Here is a 26,205-nt window from a genome sequence, read left to right on the forward strand (position 1 = left end):
AGCCTTATATAGGGGGTGCGCGATGAAGATAGGAATCCTGGCCTGGTGCGCGGAGCATACCGCCGACTTCGCCACCGTCGCCGCGCGCTGCGAACAACTTGGCTTCGAATCGTTCTTTGTCGCCGAGCATCCGATCTTCCCGGCCGAGGTTCACACGCGTCTGCCGCGTGGCGACGGCAAGATTCCCGAGGTTTACGCGCACATGCCCGACCCGTTCATCGGGCTTGCGCTCGCGGCTGGCGCTACGCGCCGGATCAAACTCGGCACCGGCATCTGTCTGGTGCCGGAGCGCGACCCGAAAATCCTGGCCAAGGAGGTCGCCACGCTCGACCGCTATTGCGGCGGCCGCTTCATCTTCGGCATCGGCGCCGGGTGGCTGCGCGAAGAGAGCGAGATCATGGGCGTCGATTTCCGCCGGCGATGGGCCCATACGCGCGAATGCATCCGCGCGATGAAGGAACTGTGGACAAAGCCCGAGGCCGGCTTCGACGGCGAGTTCGTCAGCTTCAAGCCTATTCGCGTTAATCCCAAGCCGCTCCAGAAGCCGCATCCGCCGATCCACGTCGGCGCGGGCGGCGAGCGCGCGCTTAAGAACACGGTCGCGATCGGCGACGGATGGTGTCCGATCGCGGTCAGCCCGGATCAACTCGCAAGCGCGCTGGTGCGGTTGCGCAGGCTGTGCGAGGAGGCCGGGCGCGACTTCGGCTCGCTCGAAATCACGATCTACAACCCGGTCGCGGGCGGCGATCCGCGCAAGGCGCTCAAGCGCTACGAGGAAGCCGGAGCTCATCGCCTGGTCCTGATGAACGCAACGCTGCATGCGGATCGCTACCAGCATGAACTGGAAGGCTTCGCCCGCGACTGGATCGTCTGAGATGGCGGCGGCGATGACGGACGCGTTCCGCGCGCACCTGGCGCAATGGCGCCGGACGGGGCGATGAGCCTGCGCGGCGCAATCTCTGGCTTCGGCGAGGTCGCCGCCCAAGCCCATCTGGCCGGATGGCGCACGCGGCTCGACGTCAACATCGTAGCGATCCACGATCCGATTGCCGAGCGGCGCCATCACGCGATTCGCCTCATCCCCAACGTCCGCGCGTACGATGATCTGGAGCTGATGCTCGACGGCGAACGGCTCGACTTCATCGACGTCGCAAGCCCGCCCGCTTTCCACGCGGCCACAGCGCGGATGGCGCTGGAAGCCGGGGTGCACGTGCTGGTCGAGAAGCCGCTTTGCCTGGACGTCGTCGAGTTCGACGCACTGCGCGCCGCCGCCGTAAACCGCGGGCGGGTACTGATGTGCGTCCACAACTGGAAGCATGCAGCGGCATATCGTCTGGCGCAGCGGATGATCAGCGACGGGCGTCTGGGCGAGATTCGCTACGTCGCGCTCGACCGCCTGCGGACCGCTCCGGCGGGTGTGAGCGCGGGCACGGGCGGGCGATGGCGGACAGGGGCGGCATCAGGCGGCGGCATCCTCATCGACCACGGATGGCACGTTTTCTACCTGATGCGCTGGCTGATGGGCGGGGTCGACCCGGTATCCGTTTCGGCCTGGCTCGACGCGGCTCCCAATAGCGGCGTTGAAGGCGTCGCCGACCTGCGCGTGTCTTTCCCTGACGGGCGCCTGGGGTCGGCGCATCTGAGCTGGCAGTCACCGGTCCGTCGCACGCGCGCGCTTGTCTACGGGAGCGAGCGCGCGCTCGAGATCGAGGACAATCGTATCGTGCTGACCGCGCGGTCCGGTGCGTCTGAGAATCTGTCGATCGCCGACGAAATCGACGATTCCTACCATTCGGCGTGGTTTGCAGGGGTGGCGTCAGATTTTGAACGCGCTATCGTCGGGGGTGCTGGCTCGGCGCTGCTGGCAGAAAATCTTGCCGAGGCACGAGCCGCGCTCGCCATGACGTTGGCCGCGCGCGAATCCCATCGCCGAGGCGTAATTGCCAAAGTCGTGTGAATTCGCGTCGATTCCGACGGCGGCGCTCCTATTGACTTTGAACATTAGGGCGTTAGAGTGCTCATTGACCGGTAGGTTAGCGAGGCGTCTCGGGCGAGATCTTGAGGCTCGGACAAGGCTTTTCCTTCGGGTCATGCGCGGCGAGTCGCGCGTGCGTTTGGAGGCTTTGCCGGCATGCGGCCACCGGAATGTATGGCGTCTGAGTCACGTTCGCCGGCGCAGGAAAAACCCCAGGATTCGCGGGATGAGATCCTTCAGGCGGCTATCCGCCTGTTCGCACGCCGCGGCTTCCACGAGACCTCGATGTCCGAGGTGGCGCGCGAGGCGCAAGTGAGCAAGGCGCTGATTTTCTGGCACTTCAAGACCAAGGAAGAGCTTTTTCTGGCCGTCCTCAACCGGCTGCTCGAGCCTTACTTTATTGATTTTGCCGAGGAAGTGGGTGCGCTGGATGAGCGGTCGCAGCTGCGCAGGCTGGTGCAGTCTTATCTGCTCTTCGTGCGCGATAACGCTGCCTCGGTGCGCTTTTTCCTCGGCCAGCTGTTGCACGGCGAGAAAGTGCCCGAGGAGCTGAGCATGCAGGTGATGAAGCTCTACGAGGGCTATCGCGAGTTGATGGTCGATATAATCCGCCGCGCGCAGGAAAAAGGCTTGTGCGCGCGCGACATCGCGCCCGAGGCGGCCGCCCGCTTCATGCTCTCCGCGCTCAACGGCTCGCTCATCGGCTTCCTGTTCAGCCCAGGCTCGTCGGCTGAAATCGATGGAACGGTGGCGATGATTGGCAACTGGCTGTTTGGCGAAGCGCAAACGCGGCCTGCCGAAGGCGGCAAGGCCGTTGCCTGAACCGGAACCGGTTCTTCACGTTCCTCGGAAGGTAACATCGCAATGCGGATGCCGCTCAGATTGATGCTTGACCTTAACCGCTACATGCGCCAGAAGCGCCGCGCGGGTGACAAGTATTTTCCGCTGGTGCTGATGCTGGAGCCGTTGCACGCCTGCAATCTCGCCTGCATCGGCTGCGGGCGAATCGTCGAGTACAAGGACACCATCCGCGACATGATGCCGCTCGACGAGGCGCTGGGCGCCGCCGAGGAGGCCGGCGCGCCGATCGTTTCGATCTGTGGCGGCGAGCCGCTGATGTACAAGCATATCGTGCCGCTGACCAAGGGGCTTATCGAGCAGCGCCGTCACGTCCAGATCTGCACCAACGCGATCCTGCTCGAGCGCTTTATCCGCCAGGTCGAGCCCAGCTCTTACCTAAGCTTCAACATCCATATCGACGGCATGCGCGAGACCCACGATCGAGTGGTGGACCGCGATGGCGTCTTCGACACCTGTGTCCGGATGATCAAGCTGCTCAAGGAAAAGGGCTATCGGGTGCAGACCAACTCGACCATCTTCCGCGAGACCAGCGCCGAGGAAATCGAGGAGTTGATAAAGATGCTCGCAAGCCTGCGCGTGGACGGGATGCTGCTGACGCCCGGCTACCATTACCAGGTGCTCACTAATGACGAGATCTATCTCCGCAAGGAGGAGATGCCATACAAGTTCAAGCGGGTGCGCAAGCTGGCCGACGATTACAAGATCATCAACACGCCCATCTATCTCGACTACCTGACCGGCGAGCGCGACCTGCTGTGCAGCCCATGGACCACCGTTACCCGCAATCCGCAGGGCTGGAAGGGCCCCTGCTACCTGATCACCAACGGGCACTACAAGAGCTTCCGGCAGCTCCACGAAGCGACTGACTGGGAGTTTTACCGCACCAAGCAGGACATCCGCTGCCGTGACTGCAAGCTGCATTCGGGTTTCGAAGGCACGGTAGCGCTGCAATTTGGCCAGAATCTGAAGGACTCGTGGCGGATGGTGCGCCACTATATGTCCTGATGGGCCGGCAGCACCGCGCAGGTGCGCCAGCCGCGCGCCATCGCGCCACGGGCCAACTCCTCGGCCAGCCTCGGTTTTGCGCCGGCCGGGAGCGCGGCGCAGACCAGAATCACATGCGAAGCGCTCGGCGCGCGCGCCGCGCCACGACGGGGGGCGGAGCCGGGTCCACAGCAAGGGCCCGCGTGGTGAGACGACGATAAACCGATGGCAGACGCAAAATCCGAAGAGCGACATCGGCGCCGCGACCCTGAACGGGTTTCGGTGAATCACGCCGCTGTTCGCGCCCGCAACGGACATCTCGCCGCGCGCGCGCCCATCGTCGGGCCGTTCGATATCGAGCGTTATCTGAGCGAGCGGGCGGCGATGGTTGAGCGGGAGCTGGCGCGCGCGGTCGCCGAAGACTGCGGCCCGGCGGCGCGGCTGCGCGAGGCGATGCGCTACAGCCTGCTGGCCGGCGGCAAGCGCCTGCGCCCGATCCTCGCGCTCGCGGCGTGCGAAGCGGTAGGTGGGGCGGTCGAGGTCGCGATGGCCTTCGCCTGCGCAGTCGAGATGATTCATACCTACTCGCTCATCCATGACGACTTGCCATGCATGGACGACGATGATCTGCGCCGCGGCCGCCCGACCAATCACAAGGTTTACGGCGAGGCGCTCGCGATCCTGGCCGGCGACGCGCTGCTGACCGACGCCTTTGCGGTCCTTGCCCGCTCCTCCGCGCCGCAGGCCGCGCTGATCGCCACTGTCGGTGAACTGGCGCAGGCTGCGGGCTCGGCCGGGATGGTGGCCGGGCAGACAATCGACCTTCTCGGCGAAGGGCGCGCGATGAGTATCGAAGAGCTGGAGCATCTCCACAGCCGCAAGACCGGCGCGTTGTTTGTCGCCGCGGTACGCGGCGGTGCGCGATTGGGCGGAGCCGGCCATGCCCAGTTGCTCGCGCTGGAAGGTTACGCACGCGCGCTGGGTCTCGCCTTCCAGGTGATCGACGACATCCTCGACGTCGAGGCCTCGGCCGAGCAGCTCGGCAAACGCACCGGCAAGGACGCCGCGCACGGCAAAAACACCTATCCCGGATTGCTGGGACTCGAGCGCTCGCGCTCGCTTGCCCGCGAGCTCGAAGGCCGCGCCCATCAGACGCTCGCAGGCTTCGACCATCGTGCCGACCCGCTGCGCCATCTCGCGAGCTTTGCCGTGGAGCGCAAGTTGTGAAGCCCGCCGTCGCACGTTCCGGTTCGGACGCCGCCTCCGCCGGGCGCCTCCCAGCGCATGCGCGCCGGGCCGTACTCTTTGCGCCGGGCGATCTGCGGTTGTGCGAGTTTACCCCGCCTCATCCGGGGCCGGGCGAGCTGCTGCTCAAAATTGAATGCGCGCTGAGCTGTGGCACCGATCTGAAGACTTACCGCAGGGGCCATCCGATGTGGCGGCTGCCGACGCCGTTTGGGCACGAGTTCGCGGGCGTGGTCGTCGAGGCGGGCGACGGCGTGGCGCAATTCAAGCCCGGCGATGCGGTGATGGCGGCGCCGACCGCGCCCTGCGGAACTTGCTTTTACTGCCGTCGCGAACAGGAAAATCTCTGCCCGCAGGCGATGGAAAAAATGGTGATGGGCGCGTACGCGGACTTTCTGCTGCTGCCCGCGCACGTGGTCGCGCGCAACACGTTCATCAAGCCGCCCGCGCTCAGTTTCGAGGAAGCCGCGCTGCTCGAGCCGCTCTCCTGCGTGGTTCATGCGCATGCGCTGGCGAGGCCCGCGCCGCACGAGACCGCGCTGGTCATCGGTGCCGGCGCCTTCGGCCTGCTGCACATGGTGGCGCTGCGCGCGGCTGGCGTGCGCGAGATCGCGGTCGCCGGGCGCGGCCGCGAGCGCTTGCAATGGGCGGGCGAGCTGGGCGCCGATTGCGTCATCGACGCGGGCACGCAGGATTCCGCCGCCGAAGTGGCGCGGCTCAACGACGGATACGGTCCCGACCTGGTGATCGAATGCACGGGGCAGGTCGGCGGATGGAGCGACGCGCTCGCGCGGGCGCGCCGCGGCGGCCGCGTGGTGTTTTTCGGCGGATGCCCTGCCGGGACCAAAATCGAGCTCGATACGCGCCGAATGCATTACGACAATCTGACGCTGATCGCGCCCTTTCATTTCCGCCCGCGCGACGTGCGCCGCGCATGCGAGATGCTCGCCGAGGGCATCCCCGGTCTGCGGCGCATCATCAATGCGCGCCGCCCGCTGGCCGAACTGGCCGGGGTGTTCGGCATGCTCGAACGCGGCGAGGTGTTGAAGTGCGCCATCGTTCCCTGAGGGAGCGCGGGTCTGGCGCGCGTGGCGGGATCTGGCGCATCGAAAACACGCAGGAACCTGTGACTTATGAGTGAAGCTCTCGACATCGCTATCGGCGGGGCCGCGGCGTCGGCCGTTATTGCGCCTTCGCCGCACGACGAGTTCGCCGCGAAGATTCATTCCGCGATCGACCGTGCGCAGCGCGCCCTGCTCAAACTCCAGCATCCCGAGGGCTACTGGCAGGCGGCACTCGAAGCCAACGCGGAGATGAACGCCGAGTTCATCATCTTCAACCGCTTCATGGGCGTCAGCGATCCGGCGATGGAGGCCAGGCTCCAGCGCTACCTGCTCGACACTCAGATGGCCGACGGCAGCTGGAGCCTGTTCCCGGGCGGCGAGGGCGACCTCTCGACCACCATCGAGGCCTACTTCGCGCTCAAGCTGAGCGGTATGCGTGCGGGCGACGAGCAGATGATGCAGGCGCGGCGCTGGATCCTCGCGCGCGGCGGCATCGCGCGCGCGGGCACGCTTGCCCGCTTCTACCTCGCCGCGATGAATCAGGTGCCGTGGGACTGCACCACCGCGTTGCCGGTGGAGTGGATACTCACGCCGCTATGGTTGCCGGTCAATCTCTACGAGCTGTCGTCGTGGGCGCGCGCGACGGTGGTCGCGCTGATGCTGTTGCGCGCGGGCAAGCCGGTGGTGGAGGTGGACTGGCGCCAGGGGGTGCTGGAGCTTTACATCCAGCCGCCGCACTTCACCAAATTCGAGCTGCCGCGCGCCGCCTGGTGGTCGCCGCGCAAGTTCTTCAACCTTGCCGACCGCCTGCTGGGTGCCTACGACCGCCATCATCTGAAGCGGCTGCGCGCGAGGGCGATCTCGCGCGCCGAACAGTGGCTGCTCGAGCATCAGGACGCCAACGGTTCGTGGGGCGGCATTCAGCCGTGTTATCTGCTCAGCACGATGGCGCTCAAGGGGCTCGGCTACCGCAACGATCATCCGGTTATCAAAAAGGCGCTCGAGGCAACCCACGAGCTGATCTGGGACTACGGCGACTCGATCCTCTACCAGCCTTGCGTGTCGCCCAACTGGGACACCGCGCTCGCCGCCAAGGCGTTGATCGATTCCGGGCTGGCGCCCGACCATCCCGCGCTGCGCGACGCCGGCAAATGGCTCCTCGATCATCAGATCTTCAAGAAGGGCGACTGGTCGGTGAAGCGGCCAAATCTCGAGCCCGGCGGATGGGCCTTCGAGTTCTACAATGATTGGTACCCCGACGTTGACGACTCCGCGGTCATCCTGATGGTGCTTGCAGGAAGCGCGGCCAACGACGCCGCGGCGCGCGAGCGCGCGATCAACCTGGGCGCGAACTGGGTGATGGGGATGCAGTCGAAGGACGGCGGCTTTGCCGCCTTCGACGTCGACAACGACGCCACCTGGCTGAACTATGCGACCTTCGCCGCCGACACCGAAGCGGCGACCGATCCGACCTGTCCCGACCTGACCGGGCGCGTGCTCGAGATGATGGCCGCGGTGGGATACCGCGCCGACCACCCGGTGGCGCGCCGCGCGATCGCGTGGCTCAAACGCGAGCAGGAAGCAGATGGCTCGTGGTGGGGCCGCTGGGGTGTCAATTACATCTACGGAACCTTCTCGGCGCTCTCGGGCCTGCGCGCGATCGACGTTGACGTGAACGAACCGTGGATCAAACGCGCGGTTGCCTGGTTGAAATCGGTGCAGAACGCCGACGGCGGATGGGGTGAGAACTGCCTGAGCGACAAGGACCCCGCGTGGCGCGGACGAGGCAACAGCACCGCGTCGCAGACCGCGTGGGCGATCATCGGGCTGCTCGCCGGCGAGGACGAAGTGAGCCCGGCAGTGATGCGGGGCGTGCAATGGCTGGTCGAGCGTCAGCGCGAGTCGGGCGACTGGGAAGACACGGAGTTCACCGGCACCGGCTTTCCGAACCATTTTTATCTGCGCTACCACATGTATGCGCATTATTTTCCACTGATGGCGCTGGGACGGTTGCGCAAGCGGCTCGGCGAGCTTGCCGCGCGCTGAACCGCTTTGGGGCGACGCATCGGGGTTAAAACGCAGACTGATTCGACACACGTGAAGACGATCGCGATTCTCGGCTCTACCGGTTCGGTCGGAGTCACCACGCTCGACGTGGTGGCGCGCTTTCGCGATCGCTTCCGGGTCGCCGCGCTCGCCGCCGGCCGCAATCTCGACCTGCTGGTCGAGCAGGTCGAGCGCTTCCGCCCCGAGCTGGTCTCGGTCGCCACGGCCGAGCTGGCCGCCGAGCTGCGCCGGCGCCTCGGTTGCGACTGCAAGGCCGAGATAGCCCACGGCACCGACGGCGCGGTAGCCGTTGCCACCCATCCCGAAGTGCATATCGTGGTCTCGGCGCTGGTCGGGGCATTGGGCCTGGGCCCGACGCTGGCCGCGATCGCGGCCGGCAAGGATATCGCCTTCGCCAACAAGGAGGTGCTGGTCGTCGCGGGCGAGCTGATGACGCGCGCGGTGGGTGAGCGCGGCGTGCGTCTGCTGCCGGTGGACAGCGAGCACAACGCGATTTTCCAGTGCCTCGAAGGCCGCGCGCGCGATTCCGTCAAGCGCATCATCCTGACCGCCTCGGGCGGCCCGTTTCTGCGGCTTGCTCCGGAGCGCTTCGCCTCGGTGACCATCGCCGAGGCGCTCAACCATCCGACGTGGCGGATGGGCAGCAAGATCACCATCGACTCGGCGACGCTGATGAACAAGGGGCTCGAGGTGATCGAAGCGCACTGGCTGTTCGACCTGCCGCCCGAGCGTATCGCCGTCGTCATCCATCCGCAGAGCGTCGTGCATTCGATGGTAGAGTTCATCGACGGCTCGGTGATCGCCGAGATGGCGGTGCCGGATATGGCGATTCCGGTCGCTTACGCGCTCGCATTTCCCGAGCGCCTGCCGCTCGATCATCTCAAGCCGCTTTCGCTCGCCGAGGTTGGCCACCTGACCTTCGAGGCGCCCGACCCGGCGCGCTTCCCGTGCCTGCGCCTGGCCTATGAGGCGTTGCGGGAGGGCGGCACGATGGCGGCGTGCCTCAATGCGGCCAACGAGGAGCTGGTCGCCGGCTTCCTCGCCGGGGGGGTGCGCTTCGTCGATATTCCGCGCCATGTCGAAACCGTAATGGCGCGTCATCACAACCGTTCCGCGCGCACGCTGGAAGACCTCTACGAGGTTGACGGATGGGCGCGGGCGCAGGCGCGCGAGCTTATCGGGGCGCCGCGAGCGGCGCCGCTCTGACGTGAAGGCGGAAGACGCAAACCTGGCCGGCGGTCATTCAGTCGGCGCGCACGGTGGACCGGCCGCCGACGCTTCATCAGAGCGGACGACGCAGCGCGCGCTCGCCGAGGCGTACGAATTTTGCGGACGCCTGGCCCGCTCGCATTACGAAAATTTCACGATCGCGTCGTGGCTGATGCCGCGCGCGATGCGCCCGCACATGCACGCGATCTACGCCTACGCGCGCATTGCCGACGACTTCGCCGACGAGGAGAAGAGCCTCGCCCGCCTCGACGAGTGGGAGCGCGAGCTGGACCTTGCCTACGCCGGCGCCCCGCGCCATCCGGTGTTCGTCGCGCTGGCCGATACCGCGCGCCGTTTCGCGATCCCGCGCCAGCCGTTCGCCGACCTGCTCCGCGCCTTCCGCTCCGACGTCAACTTTCAAGGCTTCGAGACCATCGACGACTTGATGGAGTACGCACGCTATTCGGCGAACCCGGTCGGCCACCTTGTGCTCTATCTGTTCGGCTACCGCGACGCTGAACGCCAGGCGCTTTCCGACATGGTGTGCAGCGGGCTCCAACTCGCGAACTTCTGGCAGGACGTCGCGCTCGACCTCGACAAGGGGCGCGTGTATCTTCCGCGGCGCGACCTCGCACGCTTCGGCGTAAGCGTGGACGACCTCCGTGCGCATCGGGCGGGCGAGGGCTTCATCGCCCTGATGCGCCATGAGGCCGACTACGCGCGCCGGTTGCTGGTCAAGGGAGCCGCGCTGGCCGAGACGGTCGATGGGCGGCTCAGGCGCGACATCCTGATGTTCGCCGGCGGCGGACTTGCGATCCTGCGCGCGCTCGCGCGCGTGGGCTACGACGTTTTCCACCGCCGTCCCAGGCTCGGCAAACTCGACTATCTGCGCCTTGGGTGGGGGGCGATGCGAGGGCGGCTTGAAGCCTGAGGCGGGCGCCGCGGCGGCGGCCTTGCCGCTGGAGGCGGACTACGCGCGCTGCGCGACGATCACGCGCCGCGCGTCATCGAACTTCTACTACGCATTCATGCTGCTGCCGGGCGAGCGCCGCCGCGCGCTCTACGCGGTCTATGCCTTCTGCCGCTTCATCGACGATATCGCCGACGACGTCGCGGTCGGCGACCCCGGCGCCCTGCTCGGACGCTGGCGCGCCGAACTGGGCCGCGTGTACGACGGCTCGCCGACCCATCCGATCTCCCGGGCGCTCGCGCACAACGTGCGCCGCTACTCGATTCCGCGCCGTTACTTCGAGGAAATCATCGACGGCGTCGAGATGGATCTCGCGCGCACGCGCTACGAGCGCTTCGAGGAGCTGCGCCTGTACTGCTACCGGGTGGCCTCGGCGGTCGGCCTCATCTGCATCGAGATCTTCGGCTACCGCAATCCGCGCACTCGCGATTACGCCGAGAACCTGGGTGTCGCGTTCCAGCTCACCAACATCATCCGCGACGTGAGCGAGGACGCCGCGCGCGGCCGCATTTATCTGCCCCTGGAGGACCTCAGGCGCTTCGGCGTCTCGGAAGACGACATCCTGCGCGGCGTGGACAGCTACAAGTTCCGCCGCCTGATGGAGTTCGAGACTGCGCGCGCTCGTGGCTTTTACGCCGAGTCGCAGCGCGCGCTGGCGGCCGAGGACCGCGCCGCGATGCTGTGCGCGGAGGCGATGCGTTCGATCTACAGTGCGCTGCTTGAGCGGATCGCGCGCAAAAACTACGGCGTGCTCGGCCGGCGCCATCGCCTGTCTACTCCGCGCAAACTTTACCTGGTGGGCCGCGCGTGGGCCGGCGCCCGCCTGCGCGCAAGGAGCTGAACGCGATGGTCGAGCCGCGCGACGTGGTGATCATCGGCGGCGGTTTCGCCGGGCTGAGCGCGGCGGCGGCGCTGGCTGAACGCGGCTTTCGCGTCGCCGTGCTGGAAGGCAAACCCGCGCTCGGCGGACGCGCCTACTCCTTCGCCGATCCCGACAGCGGCGACGCGGTGGACAATGGCCAGCACGTGATGATGGGATGCTACGCCGAAACGCTCAAGTTCCTCGACCGTATCGGCTCGCGCGGCCATCTCGTGTTCCATCCCGACCTCGAGATCGAAATGATTGAGCGCGACGGGCGCCGCGGCGTGCTGCGCACGGCACGGTTGCCCGGCCCGCTGCACATGAGCGCCGCGCTCATGCGCTACGAGTTGCTCACGCGCGGCGAACGGATGAGCGCGATGGTGGCCGGGCTGAGGCTGCTCAGGATGCTTCGCTACGATCGCGCGCAGTTGGGCGCGGCCACCGTCGGCGCCGCGATGGACGTGCTGAAGCAGAGCGAGCAGGCCCGGCGATGTTTCTGGTACCCTCTGGCTATCGCGACGCTCAATGACGAGCCCGAACGGGCCTCCGCCGCGTTGCTCGCCGAGGTGCTCAAGCGCGCCTTCTTCGGGCGCCGGAGCGATTCGGCCTTCGTCTATGCGCGCGTCGGGCTAAGCGAGCTCTACTGTGCCGCGGCCGCCAGGCTCGTCGAGTACGGCGGGGGAGTGATCGCCACACGCGCGATCGTCGAAGGATTGGAATTCGACGCCGACGGCGCGGTGGCAGGAGTCCGCCTGCGTGATGGGCAGCGGCTGAACGCGGCCAATTTCATCGCCGCCGTGCCGCCCGGGCAACTGGTGCGGCTGCTGCCCGAGGGCGCCGGCGCCGATCCGTTCTTCGCTCATCTGGGCGAGATCGGTTCCTCGCCGATAATCTGCGTCCACGCATGGTTCGATCGCGAAATCACCGGCGCCGCCTTCGCCGGCTTCGTCGGCACCGCTACGCAGTGGATGTTCAACAAGCGGCGCATCTTCGCCGGCCGCGGCGAGCGCGCGCCGGGCTACCTGAGCTTCGTCATCAGCGGCGCGCGGCGGCTGGTTGAGCAGAGCAACGAAGAGCTGCTCGACGTGATAATCGGCGACCTGCACGCGATGATCCCGGCGGCGCGCCAGGCGCGCGTGGTCAAAGCCCTGGTGCTCAAGGAGAAACAGGCCACGATGGCGCCGTCGCCGGCATACGATCGGCTGCGTCCGGGGGTGAGCACGCCCGTTCGTAATCTCTTTCTGGCGGGCGACTGGATTCAGACCCGGCTTCCGGCGACGATCGAAAGCGCGGTTGCTTCCGGACATGCGGCGGCGGCCGCGGTCGCCGCGCGCGTCGCCGGCGCGGCGTCGGATTGAGGCCGGCGATGGCGATGAAGAGCGCGCTGGTTACCGGCGCCAACGGCTTTGTCGGATGTCACGTCGTGCGCGCGCTGCGCGCGCGCGGCGACGCGGTCCGCGCGCTGGTGCGCAAGGGCTCCGACCTGCGCGCGCTGGAGGGTGTGGATTGCGAACTGCGATGGGGCGATCTGCGCGACGCCGCTGCAATCGAGGATGCGGTGCGCGGATGCGACGAGGTCTATCACGTCGCCGCCGATTACCGCCTGTGGCTGCTCGATCCCGCACCGATGTACGCGGCCAACGTCGAGGGTACCAAGAACGTGCTTGAGGCCGCGCGCCGCGCCGGGGTGCGACGAATCGTCCATACCAGCACCGTCGGCGCGCTCGGCATCCCGGCCGACGGGCCTGGGCGCGAAGACACGCCGGTTACCCTTGCCGATATGGTCGGCCACTACAAGCGCTCGAAGTTTCTCGCCGAGCAGGAGGCTCTGCGCGCAGCGCGCGAAGGCCTGCCGGTGGTGATTGTAAATCCTTCGACGCCGGTCGGCGCGTTGGATTTCAAGCCCACGCCCACGGGCCGGATCATCGTCGATTTCCTCAACCGCCGGATGCCGGCCTTCATGGACACCGGGCTGAACCTGGTTGACGTCGAGGACGTAGCGGCGGGCCATCTGCTTGCCGCCGAGCGCGGCGTGGTCGGCGAGAGATATATACTGGGCGGCGAGAATCTCACGCTACAGGAGTTGCTTGGGCGGTTGGCCGCGCGGTCGGGACTGCGGGCGCCCAAGGTTCGCGTGCCCTATGCGGTGGCGTGGACGTTCGCGCTCGGGGCCGAGGCGATCGCGCGCACGGTGACCGGCCGGCCGCCGCGCGCGAGCCTGACCGAGGTGCGGATGGCGCGCAAGCGGATGTTCTTCGATTCGTCCAAGGCGCGCGCAGCGCTGGGTTATACTGCGCGGCCGATCGACGCCGCGCTGGCGCGCGCGATCGAATTCTTCCGCGCAAGCGGCGTTGCGCCTTGGGCGTCGGCGGACGCCGAAGCGCACCGCCGTTCAGCGTAAGCGAGCGGGTCCGGCGATGCATCTGCTGCTCTCGACCATTGCGCTTCGGCCCTACGTATTCGTGTTCCTGGGCTTTTATCTCGCGATCGCGATCGTCAACTTCGGCCTGCGCACCACGGTCCTGTTTACGGCGCTGACTTACGCCGTCGCCTGGGCGTGCGAGTTCAGCTCGGTGCACAACGGCTTCCCGTTTGGACTCTACCACTACATTGAGGCGACGCGCGGTCGCGAGATTTGGATCGCTGGCGTGCCATTCATGGATTCGCTTTCGTTCACCTTCCTCGCGTTCACCAGCTACACCGTGGCGTTGCTGCTGAGCGCGCCGCTGTACCGGCGCGGATGGGACCTGCGGGTGCTCGACACCTGGGAGCTCCGGCGGGCGCCGCGGGTGTGGCTGATGGCGGCGCTGTTCATGGTGATGGTGGACATGGTGATCGATCCACTGAGCGTGCTGGGCGAGCGCTGGTTCTTGGGCAGGATCTTCTGGTACGACCCGCCCGGCCCGCATTTCGGAGTGCCGATCAGTAACTACCTGGGATGGTATTTCGTCGGCGCGGTGACAATCGCGATCTTCCAGTGGCTTGACCGCGCCCTCAATCGCGGCCGGCGCAAGCCCTTCGGGGCCGCGCCCGCGGCACCCGCGCGCGCGCTGTGGGGGCCGGCGCTGTACGCGGGAATCGTCTGTTTCGGGCTCGTTATGCTCTTTAGGATCGGTGCGGCCCAAATCGGATGGGCGAGCGTGTTCATTTTTCTGCCGATGGTTGCGCTGGGCGTGCACGTGGTGACCCGGGTGGAGAGCTGGGGCGACGCCGCCGCGCTCGAACGCCACCTTGCGGACTTCCCTTACGAGCGCGGGCTCGGCGTTTGGAAAGGCGGGGTCGAAGTTGGATCAGCGCCTCCCGCGCGCCGCGGCGCCGCCTGAGGTTCGGCCGGCGCTCCGCTCACCAGGCGCTCGCCAGTGCCTCCAGCGCCGGTGCGAGCGCCGCCGCCGCGCGGTTCATGCTCCGCAACATCGCCGGCAACTGCAGGATGGCCGCCGGATGACGCAGAATGAAGCCGGCCGCGGCAAGGGGCTTCACTTCCCCGTCGGGCCCCGCCAATCCCGCGCCGACGACCTCCTCGTCCAGGGTGTCGAAGACCGCACGCACGCAGGCAAAGCGCAGGCCGCGGCGATGGGCGGCCGCGGCGACCGCCGCGCTTTCCATGTCCACCGCGAGCGCGCCGCTCGCAGCGGCAGCGCTGCGCTTGGCCGCGGAGGTTTCGAGCACCTGGGGCACGGTGAGAATCGGCCCCGTCGCGAACTTTACGTCCTGGCGCGCGAGCACCGCGGCGAAACGTGCGAGGTCGGCGCTGGGCAGTGCGATGATGGCGGCGTCGTGCGGCGGGTCGACGATCAGCTTGTCGGCGAGGACGATGTCGCCGACCCGCAGAGTTTCACGGAGCGCGCCGGCGACTCCCACGGCGATAATCAGCGCCGGCGCCGGGATCGTATCAAGCGCGCGCCCGGCAACTTCCGCCGCGCGGCGCATCCCGATCCCCGTGGCGACGCCGATGACCTGGGTCGAGCCGAGCCATGCGCGAAAACCATTGAGCCCGGCAATGCCGAGTGCGGAGCGCCCCTTGAGGCGGCGCTTGAACGGGCGCACCTCGCGCGCGAATGCGTAGAAAATCAGGATCACGCGGATGCCGGCTTGAGCGGCGCCGGAGTAGCTAGCAAAATTGCGCCGGTGAGCGAAGCCGTCAAGATCCACGCCGTGCGTTGCGGCCGGCGGGCCGCGCGCCGGTGAGCACGCCGCGCGCGCCGGGCGCGCCGGAGAAATCGGTGATTTTCACCGCCGACGACTTCGGCGCGTCGCCCGAGGCCAACGCCGGGGTAATCCGCGCCCATCGCGAGGGCGTGCTCGGCGGCGCGAGCCTGATGGTCGCCGCGCCCGCGCGCGATGCGGCGGTCGCGGCCGCGCGCGAGCTTGCAGGGCTTGACGTCGGCCTCCATCTGGTGGTGTGCAAGGGACTGAGCGTCCTGCCGGCGGCGCGTCTGGACGGGCTGGTCGATGCCGCGGGGCGCTTTGCTGAGAACCCGGTGCTGGCCGGGATGCGCTACTTCTTCAACCGGCGCCTGCGCAAGCTGCTCGCCGACGAATGCCGCGCCCAGGTCGAGACGCATCTTCGGCTTGTCGGCTACCTCAATCATATCGACGGCCATCTCAACTTTCACGTCCACCCCGTGCTCGCCGATATCCTGCTCGACCTCGCGTCCGAATTTCGCGTGCCCTGCCTGCGGCTTCCCCGCGAGCCGGTGCTGAGCACGCTCGGCCTCGCGCGCGACCACGCCGCGCGCAAGCTGGTCGAGGCGGTGATTTTCCGCGCGCTTGCGGCGCGTGCGCGGCGGCGGATGACGGCGCGCGGAATCAAATCCACGGATCGTCTTTTCGGTCTTCATCAGAGCGGCAACCTGAGCGAGCGCTACGTGCTCGGCATAATCGCCCGCCTGCGCGCGGGCTCGACCGAGATTTATTTTCATCCGGCAGCCGACATCGGCGGCACGCCGCCGCCAGCCGAGGCGCAGCGCGAGGTCGAGATTCTCACCAGCAGCTCGCTGAGGGCGGCGCTGAAGACGGCAGGGGCGCGGGTGACGAATTTCGCCGAGATGGCGCGCGCGTAGCGCGCGGATTGGCCGTTTGCACCGCCGCGCGGTACTCTAAGCGGGGGCGGCCATGCCGGCGCGGCGATCCGCGCGCGCGGGTGGGCCGCTAATCACAGGAAGGATACTGCGATGCGAGACCAGGAAGGCGCACCGCTGGCCGACAGGGCTTCCGAATACCGCCTGCCGACCAACGTGGTGCCGGAGCGCTACGAGATAAGCCTGACTCCCGATCTGAAAGCATTCACCTTCGCCGGTGAGGAGAGCGTCGCCGTGCGCGTGCTTTCGCCCACGGCGGAGATCGTGTTGAACGCGTTGGAGCTCGAGATTGACCGAGTCAGCGCCGAGCGCGGCGGTGCGACCGTCGGCGGCAAGGCCGAGCTGGAGCCGGCGCGCGAGCGCGCGCGGCTTGCCTTCGAACGCACACTGGAGCCCGGCGAATGGACGCTGCGCATCGTCTTTCGCGGCATCCTGAACGACAAGCTTCACGGCTTCTATCGCAGCACCTACAAGGATGCTCGGGGCAATACCCATCTGGTCGCGAGCACTCAGTTCGAGGCGACCGACGCGCGTCGCGCCTTCCCCTGCTGGGACGAGCCGGCGCTTAAGGCGAGCTTCAAGGTGCGCCTCGTGATCGACGAGGAGCTCGCGGCGTTCTCCAATGCGGGGGTGGAGAGCGAGCGGCGGCTGGGCGGCGGCAAGAAGGAGGTCGTTTTCAAAGAGACGATCAAGATGTCCACCTACCTGGTCGCCTTTATCGTGGGCGAGTTCGAGGTGACCGAGCCGGTGGACGCCGGCACGCCGTTGCGTGTGGCGTACGTGCCGGGCAAGCGCGCGCTGACCGCGTGGGCGCGCGAGATCGGCGCCTACTCGCTCAGGTTCTTCGCTGACTACTACGGGCTGCCTTACCCGGGCGACAAGCTGGATCTGATCGCGATTCCCGACTTTGCCGCGGGCGCGATGGAAAACCTCGGCGCGATCACGTTTCGCGAAACCGCGCTGCTGGTTGACGAAAAGAGCGCCTCACGCGCCGAGCTGGAGCGGGTTGCCGACGTGGTGTCGCACGAGAACGCGCACATGTGGTTCGGCGACCTCGTCACGATGAAGTGGTGGAACGGGATCTGGCTCAATGAGGCCTTTGCCACCTTCATGGAGATGCTCGCGGTCGATGCCTGGAAGCCGCAGTGGAAGCGCTGGGAGAGTTTTTCGGTCTCCCGTTCGGCCGCGATGGGAATCGACGCGCTCGCCAACACGCGCTCGATCGAATACACGGTGCTGAGCCCCGAGGACGCGCGCTCGATGTTCGACGTCCTGACCTACGAGAAGGGCGCCTCGGTGCTTCGGATGCTCGAACAGTACCTCGGCGCCGAGCGCTTCCGCAAAGGCATCACCGCCTACCTCCGCAAGCATCAGTACGCCAACGCCGAGACCGGCGATTTGTGGGACGCGCTGGAGGAGGCCTCGGGCGAGCCGGTGCGCCGGCTGATGGATTCGTGGATTTTTCAGCCCGGCTTTCCAATTGTCGAAGCGGCGCGGGATGGCGACGGGCGCTCGCTCATCGTGCGCCAGCGGCGCTTCTTCTACCTGCCAGAGGGTGCGAACAACGAGGCTCACAAGCAGCTCTGGCAGGTGCCGATGATGATCCGCGCCCGCACCGAGCAGGGGATGGTGACGCGCAAGCTGCTGCTCGACGGGCCCGAAGCACGGATCGAGCTCGGCGGCCGGATCGAATGGGCGCTGCTCAACGAGGGCGCGCACGGGTTCTACCGCGTGCGCTACGCGCCCGAGCTGATGGCTGCGCTGACGCGCAATCTTGGCGAGCTCAGCGCGGTTGAGCGCTACGCGCTGGTCAGCGACTCGTGGGCGGCGACGGTGGCCGGGATGACGCGGCTGGTGGACTTCCTGCCGACGCTCAAGCTGATGCGCGAGGAGACCGACCTCAACGTGTGGCGCGCGATCCTTGCGCCTTTCAACTATCTCGACCTGATCGTGAGCGAGGCCGAGCGCCCCGCGCTCGCCGCCCTGGTCCGCGCAACCGTGGGGCCCGCGGCCCGGCGCCTTGGATGGGAACCGCGGGCGGGCGAGGACGAATTGCAGCGCCAGTTGCGCGGCGTGCTGTTGGGGGCGCTCGGCACGCTGGGCGAGGACACAGAAGTCCAGCGCCGCGCTGCCGAAGCCTACGAGCGCTATCTTCAGGACCCGGCCGCGCTCGATCGCGATTTGGTGCCGCCGGTGATCAATATCCTCGCGTGCACAGGCGACGAGGCGCGCTTCGAGACTTTCAAGCGAAACTTTAAATCTGCGAAGACGCCGCAGGAGGAGCAGCGCTATCTGTTCTCGCTTGCGAGCTTCCGCCGCCCGGGGCTTTTGCGCGACACGATGGAGATGACGCTGAGCGGCGAGGTGCGCACGCAGAACGCGCCGTACCTGATGCATTCGCTGATGCTCAACACGGTCTGCCGCTACGAGGCGTGGGATTTCGTCCGCGCGCACTGGGATGAGATGCTGCGCAAGTATCCCGACGCCGCGCTGCCGCGGATGTGCGAGGCGATCGTGGCGCTGCTCGACCGCGAGGCTGAAGTGCACGCGTTCTTCCAGGCGCACAAGGTGCGGATCGGCGCCAAAATAATCGAGCAACACCTCGAACGGCTGCGGGTGGCGGTCGCCTTTCGTCGGCGCGAGGGCGCAAGCCTCGCCGCGACACTGAGGAGCTAAAACGACGCCGCGCCGAATCGTGCCCGGATGGCGCCGGCGCGCAAGCCGCTAATGCGTCATCCGTTCGGGTGTCGGTGGCTCGAAGCCGAGCACGGGATGAGGCTGGTAGGGTGCTTCGAGCGCCGCGGTTTCCTCTTTCGTCAACTTGATATCGACCGCGGCAATCAGCTCCTTGACGTGGTTGAGTTTGGTCGCGCCGACGATCGGGGCGGTTACGCCGGGCGCCCGGAGAATCCAGGCGCAGGCGACCTGCGCGGGCGTGACGCCGCGTTCGCGCGCGATGCGGACGGCGGCGTCGGCGACCGCGAAGTCCGAGTCGCGGAAGTACATGCTGCGCGCCATCGGATCGCTCTGCGCGCGCACGGTGTCGCCGGTGCCGCCGGGTTTGCGGTTGCCGGCAAGGAAGCCGCGAGCCAGCGGGCTCCACGGGATCACGCCCACGCCCTGGTCGATGCACAGCGGGATCATCTCACGCTCTTCCTCACGATAGACCAGGTTGTAGTGGTTTTGCATCGCTACGAAGCGATGCCATCCGTGCTCGCGCGCTGTATAGAGCGCCTTACTGAACTGCCACGCCGCCATGCTGCTCGCGCCGAGGTAGCGGACCTTGCCCGCGCGTACCAGCGAATCGAGCGCCTCGAGCGTCTCCTCTATCGGTGTCCGCCAGTCCCATCGATGGATCTGGTAGAGGTCGATGAAATCGGTGCGCAGGCGGCGCAGCGAGGCGTCGCAGGCTTCAAGGATGTGCTTGCGGCTTAGCCCGCGCCGGTTCGGCCCCGGCCCCATCGGGCCGTGGACCTTGGTCGCGATGACGACGTCGTCGCGCGCGGCCATCTCGCCCAGCCATCGCCCAGTTATCTCCTCGCTCACCCCGCCAGAGTAAACGTCGGCGGTGTCAAAGAAGTTGACCCCGGCCTCGAGCGCGGCGGCGAAATGCTCGCGTGCTTCGTCGCCCGTGATCACCCATTCGCGCCAGCGCTTGTCGCCGTAACTCATGCATCCAAGGCAGATGCGCGAGACGCTGAGGCCCGTCTTGCCAAGCTTGACGTATTCCATAGCGCAATCTCTCCGGTAGCAGCGGTCGGAAGCATCGCGCCCGCGAGGCGGGCACGGCGGGTCCTGCGAACCCCATCAATGCAAACTTGGGATGCCGGGGTCAAATTCAGTGGTCGCGGGGCTCCACGCTTGCTTCGCTTAGCGCACGCCAGTAGCTTGCGCGCAATTTTGAGCGCTTTGGAAGGAGGAAATCACGTTTTGCCAACCTGAAGCGAGCACACCGATAGAAATTGAGCCGCTAAGAACGTCAATTTGCTTGTTTTTGCGTGAATAAGAAGGCGCTCCACGGAGCGCGGGGGAGGGAAACTCTGATGTCTGTCAAAAGCAGCGAGCTGCGACGCGGCCTTACCCTGGCTGCGACGCTGGCGGGGATGGCGCTGTTTCTCGGCGCATGCGGGGGCGACAGCAGTAGCTCGGGCAGGCCGCCTTTGACCGTGGCACCGCCCAATCCGGTAGCCGTGGCCGCCGCCTGTGTCGCATCGGGCGCGATGGCGGTCAACGTCAACAGCACGACCGGCGATGTCAGCATCTATTTTCCAAAGGGCAACTGGGACAGCTCGACCACCGGCATCTACCTGACGCCGATAGAAGGCGGCGGGGTCGGGCGCGCAACGATCGCCACGCCCAAGGCCGTCAATTCGTGTTCCGCCAATAGCGCGACCGGCACCATCGTATGCAGTGCCAACAACCACGACGTTTACTTCATCAAAGGCACCAGCCTGACGGGGGCAGTCACCAGCGCTGCGAGCGGATCGGTTGGCTTCACCGGCGGCTCCTGCACCAATTGCAACGCGATGGCCGATCCGGTGCTGAACATCGGCATCATCGGAATGTCGCTGAGCAGCGGCAGCAGGGCGGGCTTTCAGTCGTTCGACCTTGGCTCAGGAGCTGGCGGACCAATCGTGCAAGCGCCGGGGAATGCCAGCAGTGTCGGCACCATCTCGGAGTCGCCTGCAATCGAGCCGAACAGGCACTGGCTGCTTTCCGCCACCGAACTCAACGATTACCAGATAATTGACTACAGCAGCGGCTCGCCTGTGGTCTACCGCTACGCCGACAGGAGCAAGATCTTCACCAATGACGAGCTCGATGGCTCCGCGATCGATTGCACGACGGATATCGCGCTTGCCAGCGACGAATTCACCGGCAACCTGTTCATCGCGGACCTCAAGCAGGCGGTCTTCACTCCCGGCAGCCCCGGCTCATGGACCGCGCCCGCGCAGCTTCAGAACATGCCCGAGCTCAATTTCCCCTCGGCCGGGACGACCGGGCTGGCGATCGCGCCGAGCGGACATGTTGGTATTCTCGAAGACGAGTTTGGGGGTGCGGACTTTGGTGCAATCCGGCTGCCGGCAACCTCGGGATCGGGCACGCCGGCGGTCAAAGACTGGGTGTCGGCGCAGATGCCCAACGACCCGGCTGGCAACCCCTGGGAGATGACCCTGGATCCGCACGGGCTGACCGCATATACCAGCCCCGCGACAGGCAAGCCGATGGGCATAATCGGCGAATTCTCGCGCGCCTACGTGGCGGTGATCGACATCAACAAGCTGCTCGCCGCGCCGCGCAGCCCGGCGCACGTCGTTGATCCGACTTACGATCTGGTTGCGAACCACGTAGTCCGCTTCGTCAAAGTCCACTGAAATCAGTCGAGCCCGGCCAAGACACAGCGACTGATCAGAAAGGCGGGCCTCGGACGTCAACAACGTCCGAGGCCCGCGCACGTTTCAAGTTCCGCGCGGCGCGCCGATCATTAGCCGCGGAACTTCGGCGCGCGCTTCTCCAGAAACGCCGCGATTCCCTCGGGGCCGTCGGCACTGCGCCCCATCTCGGCGATCCATTCCGTCTCCAGTTCCATCTGATCTTCGAGGGTATGAACGGCGCTCTCGGTCAGGAGCCGCTTGACCCCGAGGTAGGCGCGGGTGGGGCCCTTGGCCAGCTCGCGCGCCACTCCCTGGGCGGTCGCCGCGAGCTCGGCGTCCGGCACCACACGTGTCACGATTCCGAGATCGCACGCCTGGCGCGCCGAGAGTACCGGGTTGAGCAGGATTAGCTCCATCGCTCGCCGCAGCCCGACGATCCGCGGCAGATAGTAGGTCGAGGAGCCGTCGGGCGTAAGCCCGGCCCGCGTGTACGCCATCGTGAAGCGGGCCGACTCCGCCGCGATCACGATATCACCCGCGCACGCCAGGCTCATCCCGGCGCCGCCCGCCGCGCCCTGGATCGCCATCACCAGCGGCGCCTTCATCCGAGCCAGCCGCGAGATCGCCTTGTGCAGATAGAAGGTAACCTTCTTTAGGTAGGTCGGGAGCATCTCTCTGGGCTGCGCGGCAAAGCTCTTCAAGTCGCCGCCGGCGCAGAAGATCTTGCCCGTCGCGTCGAGCAGCATCGCGCGCACGCTTGGGTCCTCCTCGCAGCGCAATGCGACGTCCATCAGGTCATGCGCCATTTCGGAGTTGAGCGCGTTGGCCGCGTCGGGGCGGTTGAGCGTGACGTGGGCGACGTTGTCGCGCACGTCGAACAGCAGCGTCGAGTATTCGCTGTCGGGCATGGCTTCCTCCTCGGTTAGGGGCGATTGATGCGCGCGGCGCGCGCGTCATTATCTACAGGGTGCGGTACCACTCGGCGAGCGCGCGGCCGATCTCATGCGGCGAGTCCTCCTGGATGAAGTGGACCCCCTTCACAGTAACCTCGCGCTGGTTCGGCCAGCACCGGCAGAACTCACGCTGCGCGCCGACCAGGATGGAGCCGGGATCGGCATTGATGAACAGTTTGGGCACGGCGCTTTGACCGAGCCACGCTGCGTACTGTTCGACCAGCGCGACGACGTCGGCAGGTTCGCCGTCGAGCGGGATCTGGCGCGGCCAGGTCAGGGTAGGGCGGCGCGCCTCGCCCGGCTCGCGAAACGGGCGTCGATAATTTTCCATCTCGGCCTCGCTCAGCTTGCGGATCACGCTGGCGGGCAGGATGCGCTCGACGAAGAGGTTGCGCTCGAGGATCAATTGTTCGCCGGCGGGCGAGCGCAGGGCCTGGAAGAGCGGGCGCGCGGGTTCGGGCCATTCGCTCCAGGCAAGCGGGCGCACGATAGTCTCCATGTAGGCGAGCCCCTTGACCGCGCCGGGGTGGCGCCGCGCCCAGTGAAAGCCGAGCGCGGAGCCCCAGTCGTGCACCACCAGCGTCACCCGTTGCTCTGCGAGGTCGAGGGCCGCGAACCAGGCGTCGAGGTAACGGACATGGTCGGCCAGCCGGTACAAGCCGTCCGGCGCTTTGCCCGAAGCCCCCATTCCGGCAAGGTCGGGCGCAAGGCATCGTGCGATCGGCGCCAAATGCGGAACAATATTGCGCCAGAGATACGACGAAGTCGGATTGCCGTGCAGGAAGACGATCGGATCGCCTGCGCCGCTATCGACGTAGACCATCTCGACGCCGGCGGCATTGAGCCGCTTGCGCGGATGCGGGTCGGAGGCGGAAATCCCCTGTATCCCCTGTTCGATCATCGCGGTCGCTCACGACTCGGCCGGTGAACAGTCGGCGTCTTCGAGAGATACGACCGCGCGCCGCGCCGCGCAAGCGGGCGCGCCGATTCGGTTTGCCCTGCGCGGGCGCGCGATCACACAATTGGGCCGTCACGAACCGCGGAGGAAACGCTTTCACATGGCTGAGCAGCGCAGGCGCAAGTTTTGGGGATGGGGTTACGAGGATCAGCAACCGACCCCGGAGCAGCAGCGGCAGATAGCCGAGCGGATCTCGCAGCGTTTCGGCCTGGGGCCGCTCGAGATCACTCCCCCGCCGCGCGAGGCCGAACTCCACCTGCGCGCGCCGCGCATCAAGCCGCCCGATGCGCTCGCTGCGATCTGTTCGACCAGCACCTACGACCGTGCTAGCCACAGCTACGGGCGCGGCTATCGCGACGTCGTGCGCGCCTTCCGCCGGCACTATCCCAATCCCTTCGACGTCGTGGCCTTCCCGCACGACGAGCAGGAAGTCGTCCGCGTCCTCGAGTGGTGCGACCGCGAGCGTATCGCGGCAACCCCGTATGGCGGCGGCTCAAGTGTCGTCGGCGGCGTCGAGCCGCCGTCGGGCGGCGACTGGCGCGGCGCGGTGTCGATCGACCTTGGGCGGCTGGATCGCGTGCTCGAAGTCGATCGCCTCTCGCGCGCCGCGCGGATCCAGGCCGGCGTGTACGGCCCCGCGCTCGAAGACCGGCTGCGCCCGCACGGCTACACGCTGCGCCATTTTCCCCAGTCGTTCGAGTTCTCCTCGCTTGGCGGATGGATCGCGACGCGCTCGGGCGGCCACTTCGCGACGCTCTACACCCATATCGACGACTTCGTGGAATCGGTGCGCGTGATCACTCCGACTGGCGCGCTCGAGTCGCGCCGCTTGCCCGGCTCGGGCGCCGGGCCCAGCCCCGACCGAATGTTCATCGGGTCGGAGGGAATCCTCGGGATAATCACCGAGGCTTGGATGCGCCTGCAGGACCGGCCGAAGTTTCGCGCAGGCGCATCGGTGTCGTTTCCCGATTTCGTCTCGGGAGCCAAGGCGGTGCGCGCGATAACGCAGGCCGGACTGTATCCTGCCAACTGCCGCCTGCTCGATCCGGGCGAGGCGGCCAACGCCGGCGCCAACCAGGGCGAGGCGGCGGTGCTGGTGCTGGCCTTCGAGTCGGCCGACCATGGGTTAGAGCCTTGGATGGCGCGCGCGCTGGAGATCTGTGCCGACCTCGGCGGGCGGGTGCCCGAGGGCGCGGGCAGGACCAGCACCGACGCCGCGGCGACGCATGCGGGGGCAGCCGGCGCGTGGCGCGAGGCGTTTCTCAAGGCGCCGTATCTGCGCGACTCGATGGTCGCGATGGGAATGGTGAGCGATACCTTCGAAACCGCGATCACCTGGGACCGCTTCGAGAACTACCACGCGCGCCTGATGGAGACCGGCAACGACGCGATCCGCCGCATCTGCGGCAAGGGAACGCTGACCTGCCGCTTTACCCACGCCTATCCCGACGGTCCCGCGCCCTACTACACCGTGCTTGCGCCCGGACGGCGCGGCTCGGAGCTCGAACAATGGGACGAGATCAAGGCCGCAGTCTCCGAGGTCATCGTCAACCTCGGCGGCACGATCACGCACCATCATGCGGTCGGCCGCGACCATCGCCCATGGTACGACCGCCAGCGGCCCGAAGGCTTCGCGCGCGCGCTCAGAGCGGCCAAGCGCGCCCTCGACCCGCACGCGATTCTCAACCCCGGCGTGCTGATCGATCCCGAATCCGCGCGCTGAGAGCGGCCCGCGCGCGAACCCGCCGCAGGGAGGATCCGACGATGGCCAAGGTGTTGTTCGACAAGAAGGGGCCGGTCGCCTATGTCACGATCAACCGGCCCGAGGTGCTCAACGCCTGCGATTTTGAGAGCTACGGGATGTTGTCGCGGATCTGGCGCGAGTTTCGCGAGGATCCGGCGCTGCGCGTCGCGATCATGACTGGCGCCGGCGAGCGTGCCTTCTGCGCCGGCAGCGACGTGAAGGCCAACTATGTCGAGCGGCCGAACGAGGACCTGCTCGACTCGCCCTACCAGGTGATGTTCGAGCTGACCAAGCCGGTCATCGCGGCGATCAACGGCCACGCCAACGGCGGCGGGCTCGAGCAGGCGCTGTGCTGCGACATCCGGGTGGCCGCCGAGCACGCGCAGTTCGGTCTGGGTGAGGTGCGCCTTGGATGGCTGCCCGGAGGGGGCGGGACTCAGCGGCTGCCGCGGCTGATCCCGCTCGGCCGCGCGCTCGAGATGCTCTACACCGGCAACCGCATCGACGCGCAGGAGGCGCTGCGGCTGGGACTCGTCGATCACGTCGTGCCGATGGGGCAACTGATGGCGAAGTGCGAGGAAATCGCGGCTGAGATCTGCAAGAGCGCGCCGCTCGCGGTGCAGCGGATCAAGCAGGTCGTGATGCGCGGGCTGGACCTGCCGCTGGGTGACGCGCTCAGGCTCGAGCGCGAGGGCTACAAATGGCTGCAGACCACCGACGACGCGCGCGAGGGCGCGCGCGCCTTCGCCGAGAAGCGTCCGCCGCAATGGCAGTGCCGGTGAGGCACAGGCTTCAGCCTGTGAACGCGATGAGCGTGAGAGCTAGGCCGCGTCCCGTTTCCCGCCGGGGAACGCAGC

Annotated in this window: 22 protein-coding genes; 18 read left to right on the forward strand and 4 right to left on the reverse strand. The window is 67.1% G+C overall.

Going from position 1 to position 26,205, the window contains the following annotated elements:
* Positions 1 to 22: 22 nt before the first annotated feature.
* From VFB33_14310 to VFB33_14370, 13 genes are all read left to right on the forward strand, one after another.
* Positions 23 to 874, forward strand: coding sequence for an LLM class F420-dependent oxidoreductase (locus VFB33_14310; protein ID HZO82866.1), 852 nt, complete (start codon positions 23 to 25; stop codon positions 872 to 874).
* 45 nt (positions 875 to 919) lie between these two features.
* The gene (locus tag VFB33_14315; GenBank protein HZO82867.1) at positions 920 to 1,957 is read left to right on the forward strand and encodes a Gfo/Idh/MocA family oxidoreductase; all 1,038 of its coding nucleotides are present in this window, start codon (positions 920 to 922) and stop codon (positions 1,955 to 1,957) included.
* A gap of 192 nt (positions 1,958 to 2,149) precedes the next feature.
* Positions 2,150 to 2,797: a TetR/AcrR family transcriptional regulator gene (locus tag VFB33_14320; protein ID HZO82868.1), complete on the forward strand. Its 648-nt coding sequence runs from the start codon at positions 2,150 to 2,152 to the stop codon at positions 2,795 to 2,797.
* A gap of 48 nt (positions 2,798 to 2,845) precedes the next feature.
* Positions 2,846 to 3,841, forward strand: a complete 996-nt coding sequence (gene hpnH / locus VFB33_14325) for an adenosyl-hopene transferase HpnH (GenBank protein HZO82869.1) — start codon at positions 2,846 to 2,848, stop codon at positions 3,839 to 3,841.
* A 204-nt stretch (positions 3,842 to 4,045) separates the two neighbouring features.
* Positions 4,046 to 5,047 carry a farnesyl diphosphate synthase gene (locus VFB33_14330; GenBank protein HZO82870.1) on the forward strand — a complete coding sequence of 334 codons (1,002 nt, stop codon included), beginning with the start codon at positions 4,046 to 4,048 and terminating at the stop codon, positions 5,045 to 5,047.
* A gap of 98 nt (positions 5,048 to 5,145) precedes the next feature.
* Positions 5,146 to 6,132: an alcohol dehydrogenase catalytic domain-containing protein gene (locus tag VFB33_14335; protein ID HZO82871.1), complete on the forward strand. Its 987-nt coding sequence runs from the start codon at positions 5,146 to 5,148 to the stop codon at positions 6,130 to 6,132.
* Between the two features lie 66 nt (positions 6,133 to 6,198).
* Positions 6,199 to 8,175, forward strand: coding sequence for a squalene--hopene cyclase (gene shc / locus VFB33_14340; protein HZO82872.1), 1,977 nt, complete (start codon positions 6,199 to 6,201; stop codon positions 8,173 to 8,175).
* Positions 8,176 to 8,226: 51 nt separating this feature from the next.
* Positions 8,227 to 9,402 (forward strand): 1-deoxy-D-xylulose-5-phosphate reductoisomerase, encoded by a 1,176-nt coding sequence (locus tag VFB33_14345; GenBank protein HZO82873.1) that lies wholly within the window; start codon positions 8,227 to 8,229, stop codon positions 9,400 to 9,402.
* Between the two features lies 1 nt (position 9,403).
* Positions 9,404 to 10,336 (forward strand): squalene synthase HpnC, encoded by a 933-nt coding sequence (gene hpnC, locus VFB33_14350; GenBank protein HZO82874.1) that lies wholly within the window; start codon positions 9,404 to 9,406, stop codon positions 10,334 to 10,336.
* Positions 10,326 to 11,216 (forward strand): presqualene diphosphate synthase HpnD, encoded by an 891-nt coding sequence (gene hpnD, locus VFB33_14355; protein HZO82875.1) that lies wholly within the window; start codon positions 10,326 to 10,328, stop codon positions 11,214 to 11,216. Before hpnC ends, hpnD begins: the two co-directional genes overlap by 11 nt.
* A gap of 5 nt (positions 11,217 to 11,221) precedes the next feature.
* Positions 11,222 to 12,595 (forward strand): hydroxysqualene dehydroxylase HpnE, encoded by a 1,374-nt coding sequence (hpnE, locus tag VFB33_14360; protein HZO82876.1) that lies wholly within the window; start codon positions 11,222 to 11,224, stop codon positions 12,593 to 12,595.
* 8 nt (positions 12,596 to 12,603) lie between these two features.
* Entirely contained in the window at positions 12,604 to 13,638 is a 1,035-nt protein-coding gene (hpnA, locus tag VFB33_14365; protein ID HZO82877.1) for a hopanoid-associated sugar epimerase, read from the forward strand.
* A gap of 16 nt (positions 13,639 to 13,654) precedes the next feature.
* A complete protein-coding gene (locus VFB33_14370) occupies positions 13,655 to 14,560 on the forward strand; it encodes a carotenoid biosynthesis protein (protein HZO82878.1) in 906 nt (301 codons plus the stop codon).
* A gap of 19 nt (positions 14,561 to 14,579) precedes the next feature.
* Here the strand turns inward: VFB33_14370 and VFB33_14375 are convergent, their stop codons facing one another.
* The gene (locus VFB33_14375; GenBank protein ID HZO82879.1) at positions 14,580 to 15,389 is read right to left on the reverse strand and encodes a hypothetical protein; all 810 of its coding nucleotides are present in this window, start codon (positions 15,387 to 15,389) and stop codon (positions 14,580 to 14,582) included.
* Positions 15,390 to 15,421: 32 nt separating this feature from the next.
* Between VFB33_14375 and hpnK the strand changes: the two genes are divergently transcribed.
* A complete protein-coding gene (gene hpnK / locus VFB33_14380; protein HZO82880.1) occupies positions 15,422 to 16,300 on the forward strand; it encodes a hopanoid biosynthesis-associated protein HpnK in 879 nt (292 codons plus the stop codon).
* A 111-nt stretch (positions 16,301 to 16,411) separates the two neighbouring features.
* Complete coding sequence (locus VFB33_14385; protein HZO82881.1) at positions 16,412 to 18,994, forward strand: M1 family metallopeptidase; 2,583 nt, start codon at positions 16,412 to 16,414, stop codon at positions 18,992 to 18,994.
* A gap of 48 nt (positions 18,995 to 19,042) precedes the next feature.
* On the opposite strand, the gene VFB33_14390 is transcribed toward VFB33_14385, so the two are convergent.
* Complete coding sequence (locus VFB33_14390; protein ID HZO82882.1) at positions 19,043 to 20,050, reverse strand: aldo/keto reductase; 1,008 nt, start codon at positions 20,048 to 20,050, stop codon at positions 19,043 to 19,045.
* Between the two features lie 311 nt (positions 20,051 to 20,361).
* Here VFB33_14390 and VFB33_14395 point away from each other — a divergent pair, with 311 nt between their 5' ends.
* Positions 20,362 to 21,693 carry a hypothetical protein gene (locus VFB33_14395; protein ID HZO82883.1) on the forward strand — a complete coding sequence of 444 codons (1,332 nt, stop codon included), beginning with the start codon at positions 20,362 to 20,364 and terminating at the stop codon, positions 21,691 to 21,693.
* Positions 21,694 to 21,803: 110 nt separating this feature from the next.
* Here VFB33_14395 and VFB33_14400 read toward each other — a convergent pair whose 3' ends face one another.
* Together VFB33_14400 and VFB33_14405 are read right to left on the reverse strand one after the other, a co-directional pair.
* Positions 21,804 to 22,601 (reverse strand): enoyl-CoA hydratase-related protein, encoded by a 798-nt coding sequence (locus tag VFB33_14400; GenBank protein HZO82884.1) that lies wholly within the window; start codon positions 22,599 to 22,601, stop codon positions 21,804 to 21,806.
* 52 nt (positions 22,602 to 22,653) lie between these two features.
* On the reverse strand, positions 22,654 to 23,547 hold the full coding sequence (locus VFB33_14405) for a haloalkane dehalogenase (protein ID HZO82885.1): 894 nt from the start codon (positions 23,545 to 23,547) through the stop codon (positions 22,654 to 22,656).
* Positions 23,548 to 23,704: 157 nt separating this feature from the next.
* Between VFB33_14405 and VFB33_14410 the strand changes: the two genes are divergently transcribed.
* Together VFB33_14410 and VFB33_14415 are read left to right on the forward strand one after the other, a co-directional pair.
* A complete protein-coding gene (locus VFB33_14410; GenBank protein HZO82886.1) occupies positions 23,705 to 25,327 on the forward strand; it encodes an FAD-binding oxidoreductase in 1,623 nt (540 codons plus the stop codon).
* 41 nt (positions 25,328 to 25,368) lie between these two features.
* Positions 25,369 to 26,130 (forward strand): enoyl-CoA hydratase-related protein, encoded by a 762-nt coding sequence (locus tag VFB33_14415; protein HZO82887.1) that lies wholly within the window; start codon positions 25,369 to 25,371, stop codon positions 26,128 to 26,130.
* The last annotated feature ends 75 nt before the right edge of the window (positions 26,131 to 26,205 follow it).

The sequence above is a fragment of the Candidatus Binataceae bacterium genome (assembly GCA_035650475.1).
In the GTDB taxonomy this organism is placed as follows: domain Bacteria; phylum Desulfobacterota; class Binatia; order Binatales; family Binataceae; genus JAKAVN01.

Coding starts and splice junctions, on each gene's coding strand:
- VFB33_14320 (HZO82868.1), top strand. CDS start 2,150: ATGGCGTCTGAGTCACGTTCGCCGGCGCAGGAAAAACCCCAGGATTCG.
- hpnE (HZO82876.1), top strand. CDS start 11,222: ATGGTCGAGCCGCGCGACGTGGTGATCATCGGCGGCGGTTTCGCCGGG.
- VFB33_14405 (HZO82885.1), bottom strand. CDS start 23,547: ATGATCGAACAGGGGATACAGGGGATTTCCGCCTCCGACCCGCATCCG.
- VFB33_14410 (HZO82886.1), top strand. CDS start 23,705: ATGGCTGAGCAGCGCAGGCGCAAGTTTTGGGGATGGGGTTACGAGGAT.
- shc (HZO82872.1), top strand. CDS start 6,199: ATGAGTGAAGCTCTCGACATCGCTATCGGCGGGGCCGCGGCGTCGGCC.
- VFB33_14315 (HZO82867.1), top strand. CDS start 920: ATGGCGCCGGACGGGGCGATGAGCCTGCGCGGCGCAATCTCTGGCTTC.
- hpnH (HZO82869.1), top strand. CDS start 2,846: ATGCCGCTCAGATTGATGCTTGACCTTAACCGCTACATGCGCCAGAAG.
- VFB33_14415 (HZO82887.1), top strand. CDS start 25,369: ATGGCCAAGGTGTTGTTCGACAAGAAGGGGCCGGTCGCCTATGTCACG.
- VFB33_14400 (HZO82884.1), bottom strand. CDS start 22,601: ATGCCCGACAGCGAATACTCGACGCTGCTGTTCGACGTGCGCGACAAC.
- VFB33_14310 (HZO82866.1), top strand. CDS start 23: ATGAAGATAGGAATCCTGGCCTGGTGCGCGGAGCATACCGCCGACTTC.
- VFB33_14390 (HZO82882.1), bottom strand. CDS start 20,050: ATGGAATACGTCAAGCTTGGCAAGACGGGCCTCAGCGTCTCGCGCATC.
- VFB33_14395 (HZO82883.1), top strand. CDS start 20,362: ATGTCTGTCAAAAGCAGCGAGCTGCGACGCGGCCTTACCCTGGCTGCG.
- VFB33_14385 (HZO82881.1), top strand. CDS start 16,412: ATGCGAGACCAGGAAGGCGCACCGCTGGCCGACAGGGCTTCCGAATAC.
- VFB33_14370 (HZO82878.1), top strand. CDS start 13,655: ATGCATCTGCTGCTCTCGACCATTGCGCTTCGGCCCTACGTATTCGTG.
- hpnA (HZO82877.1), top strand. CDS start 12,604: ATGGCGATGAAGAGCGCGCTGGTTACCGGCGCCAACGGCTTTGTCGGA.
- VFB33_14330 (HZO82870.1), top strand. CDS start 4,046: ATGGCAGACGCAAAATCCGAAGAGCGACATCGGCGCCGCGACCCTGAA.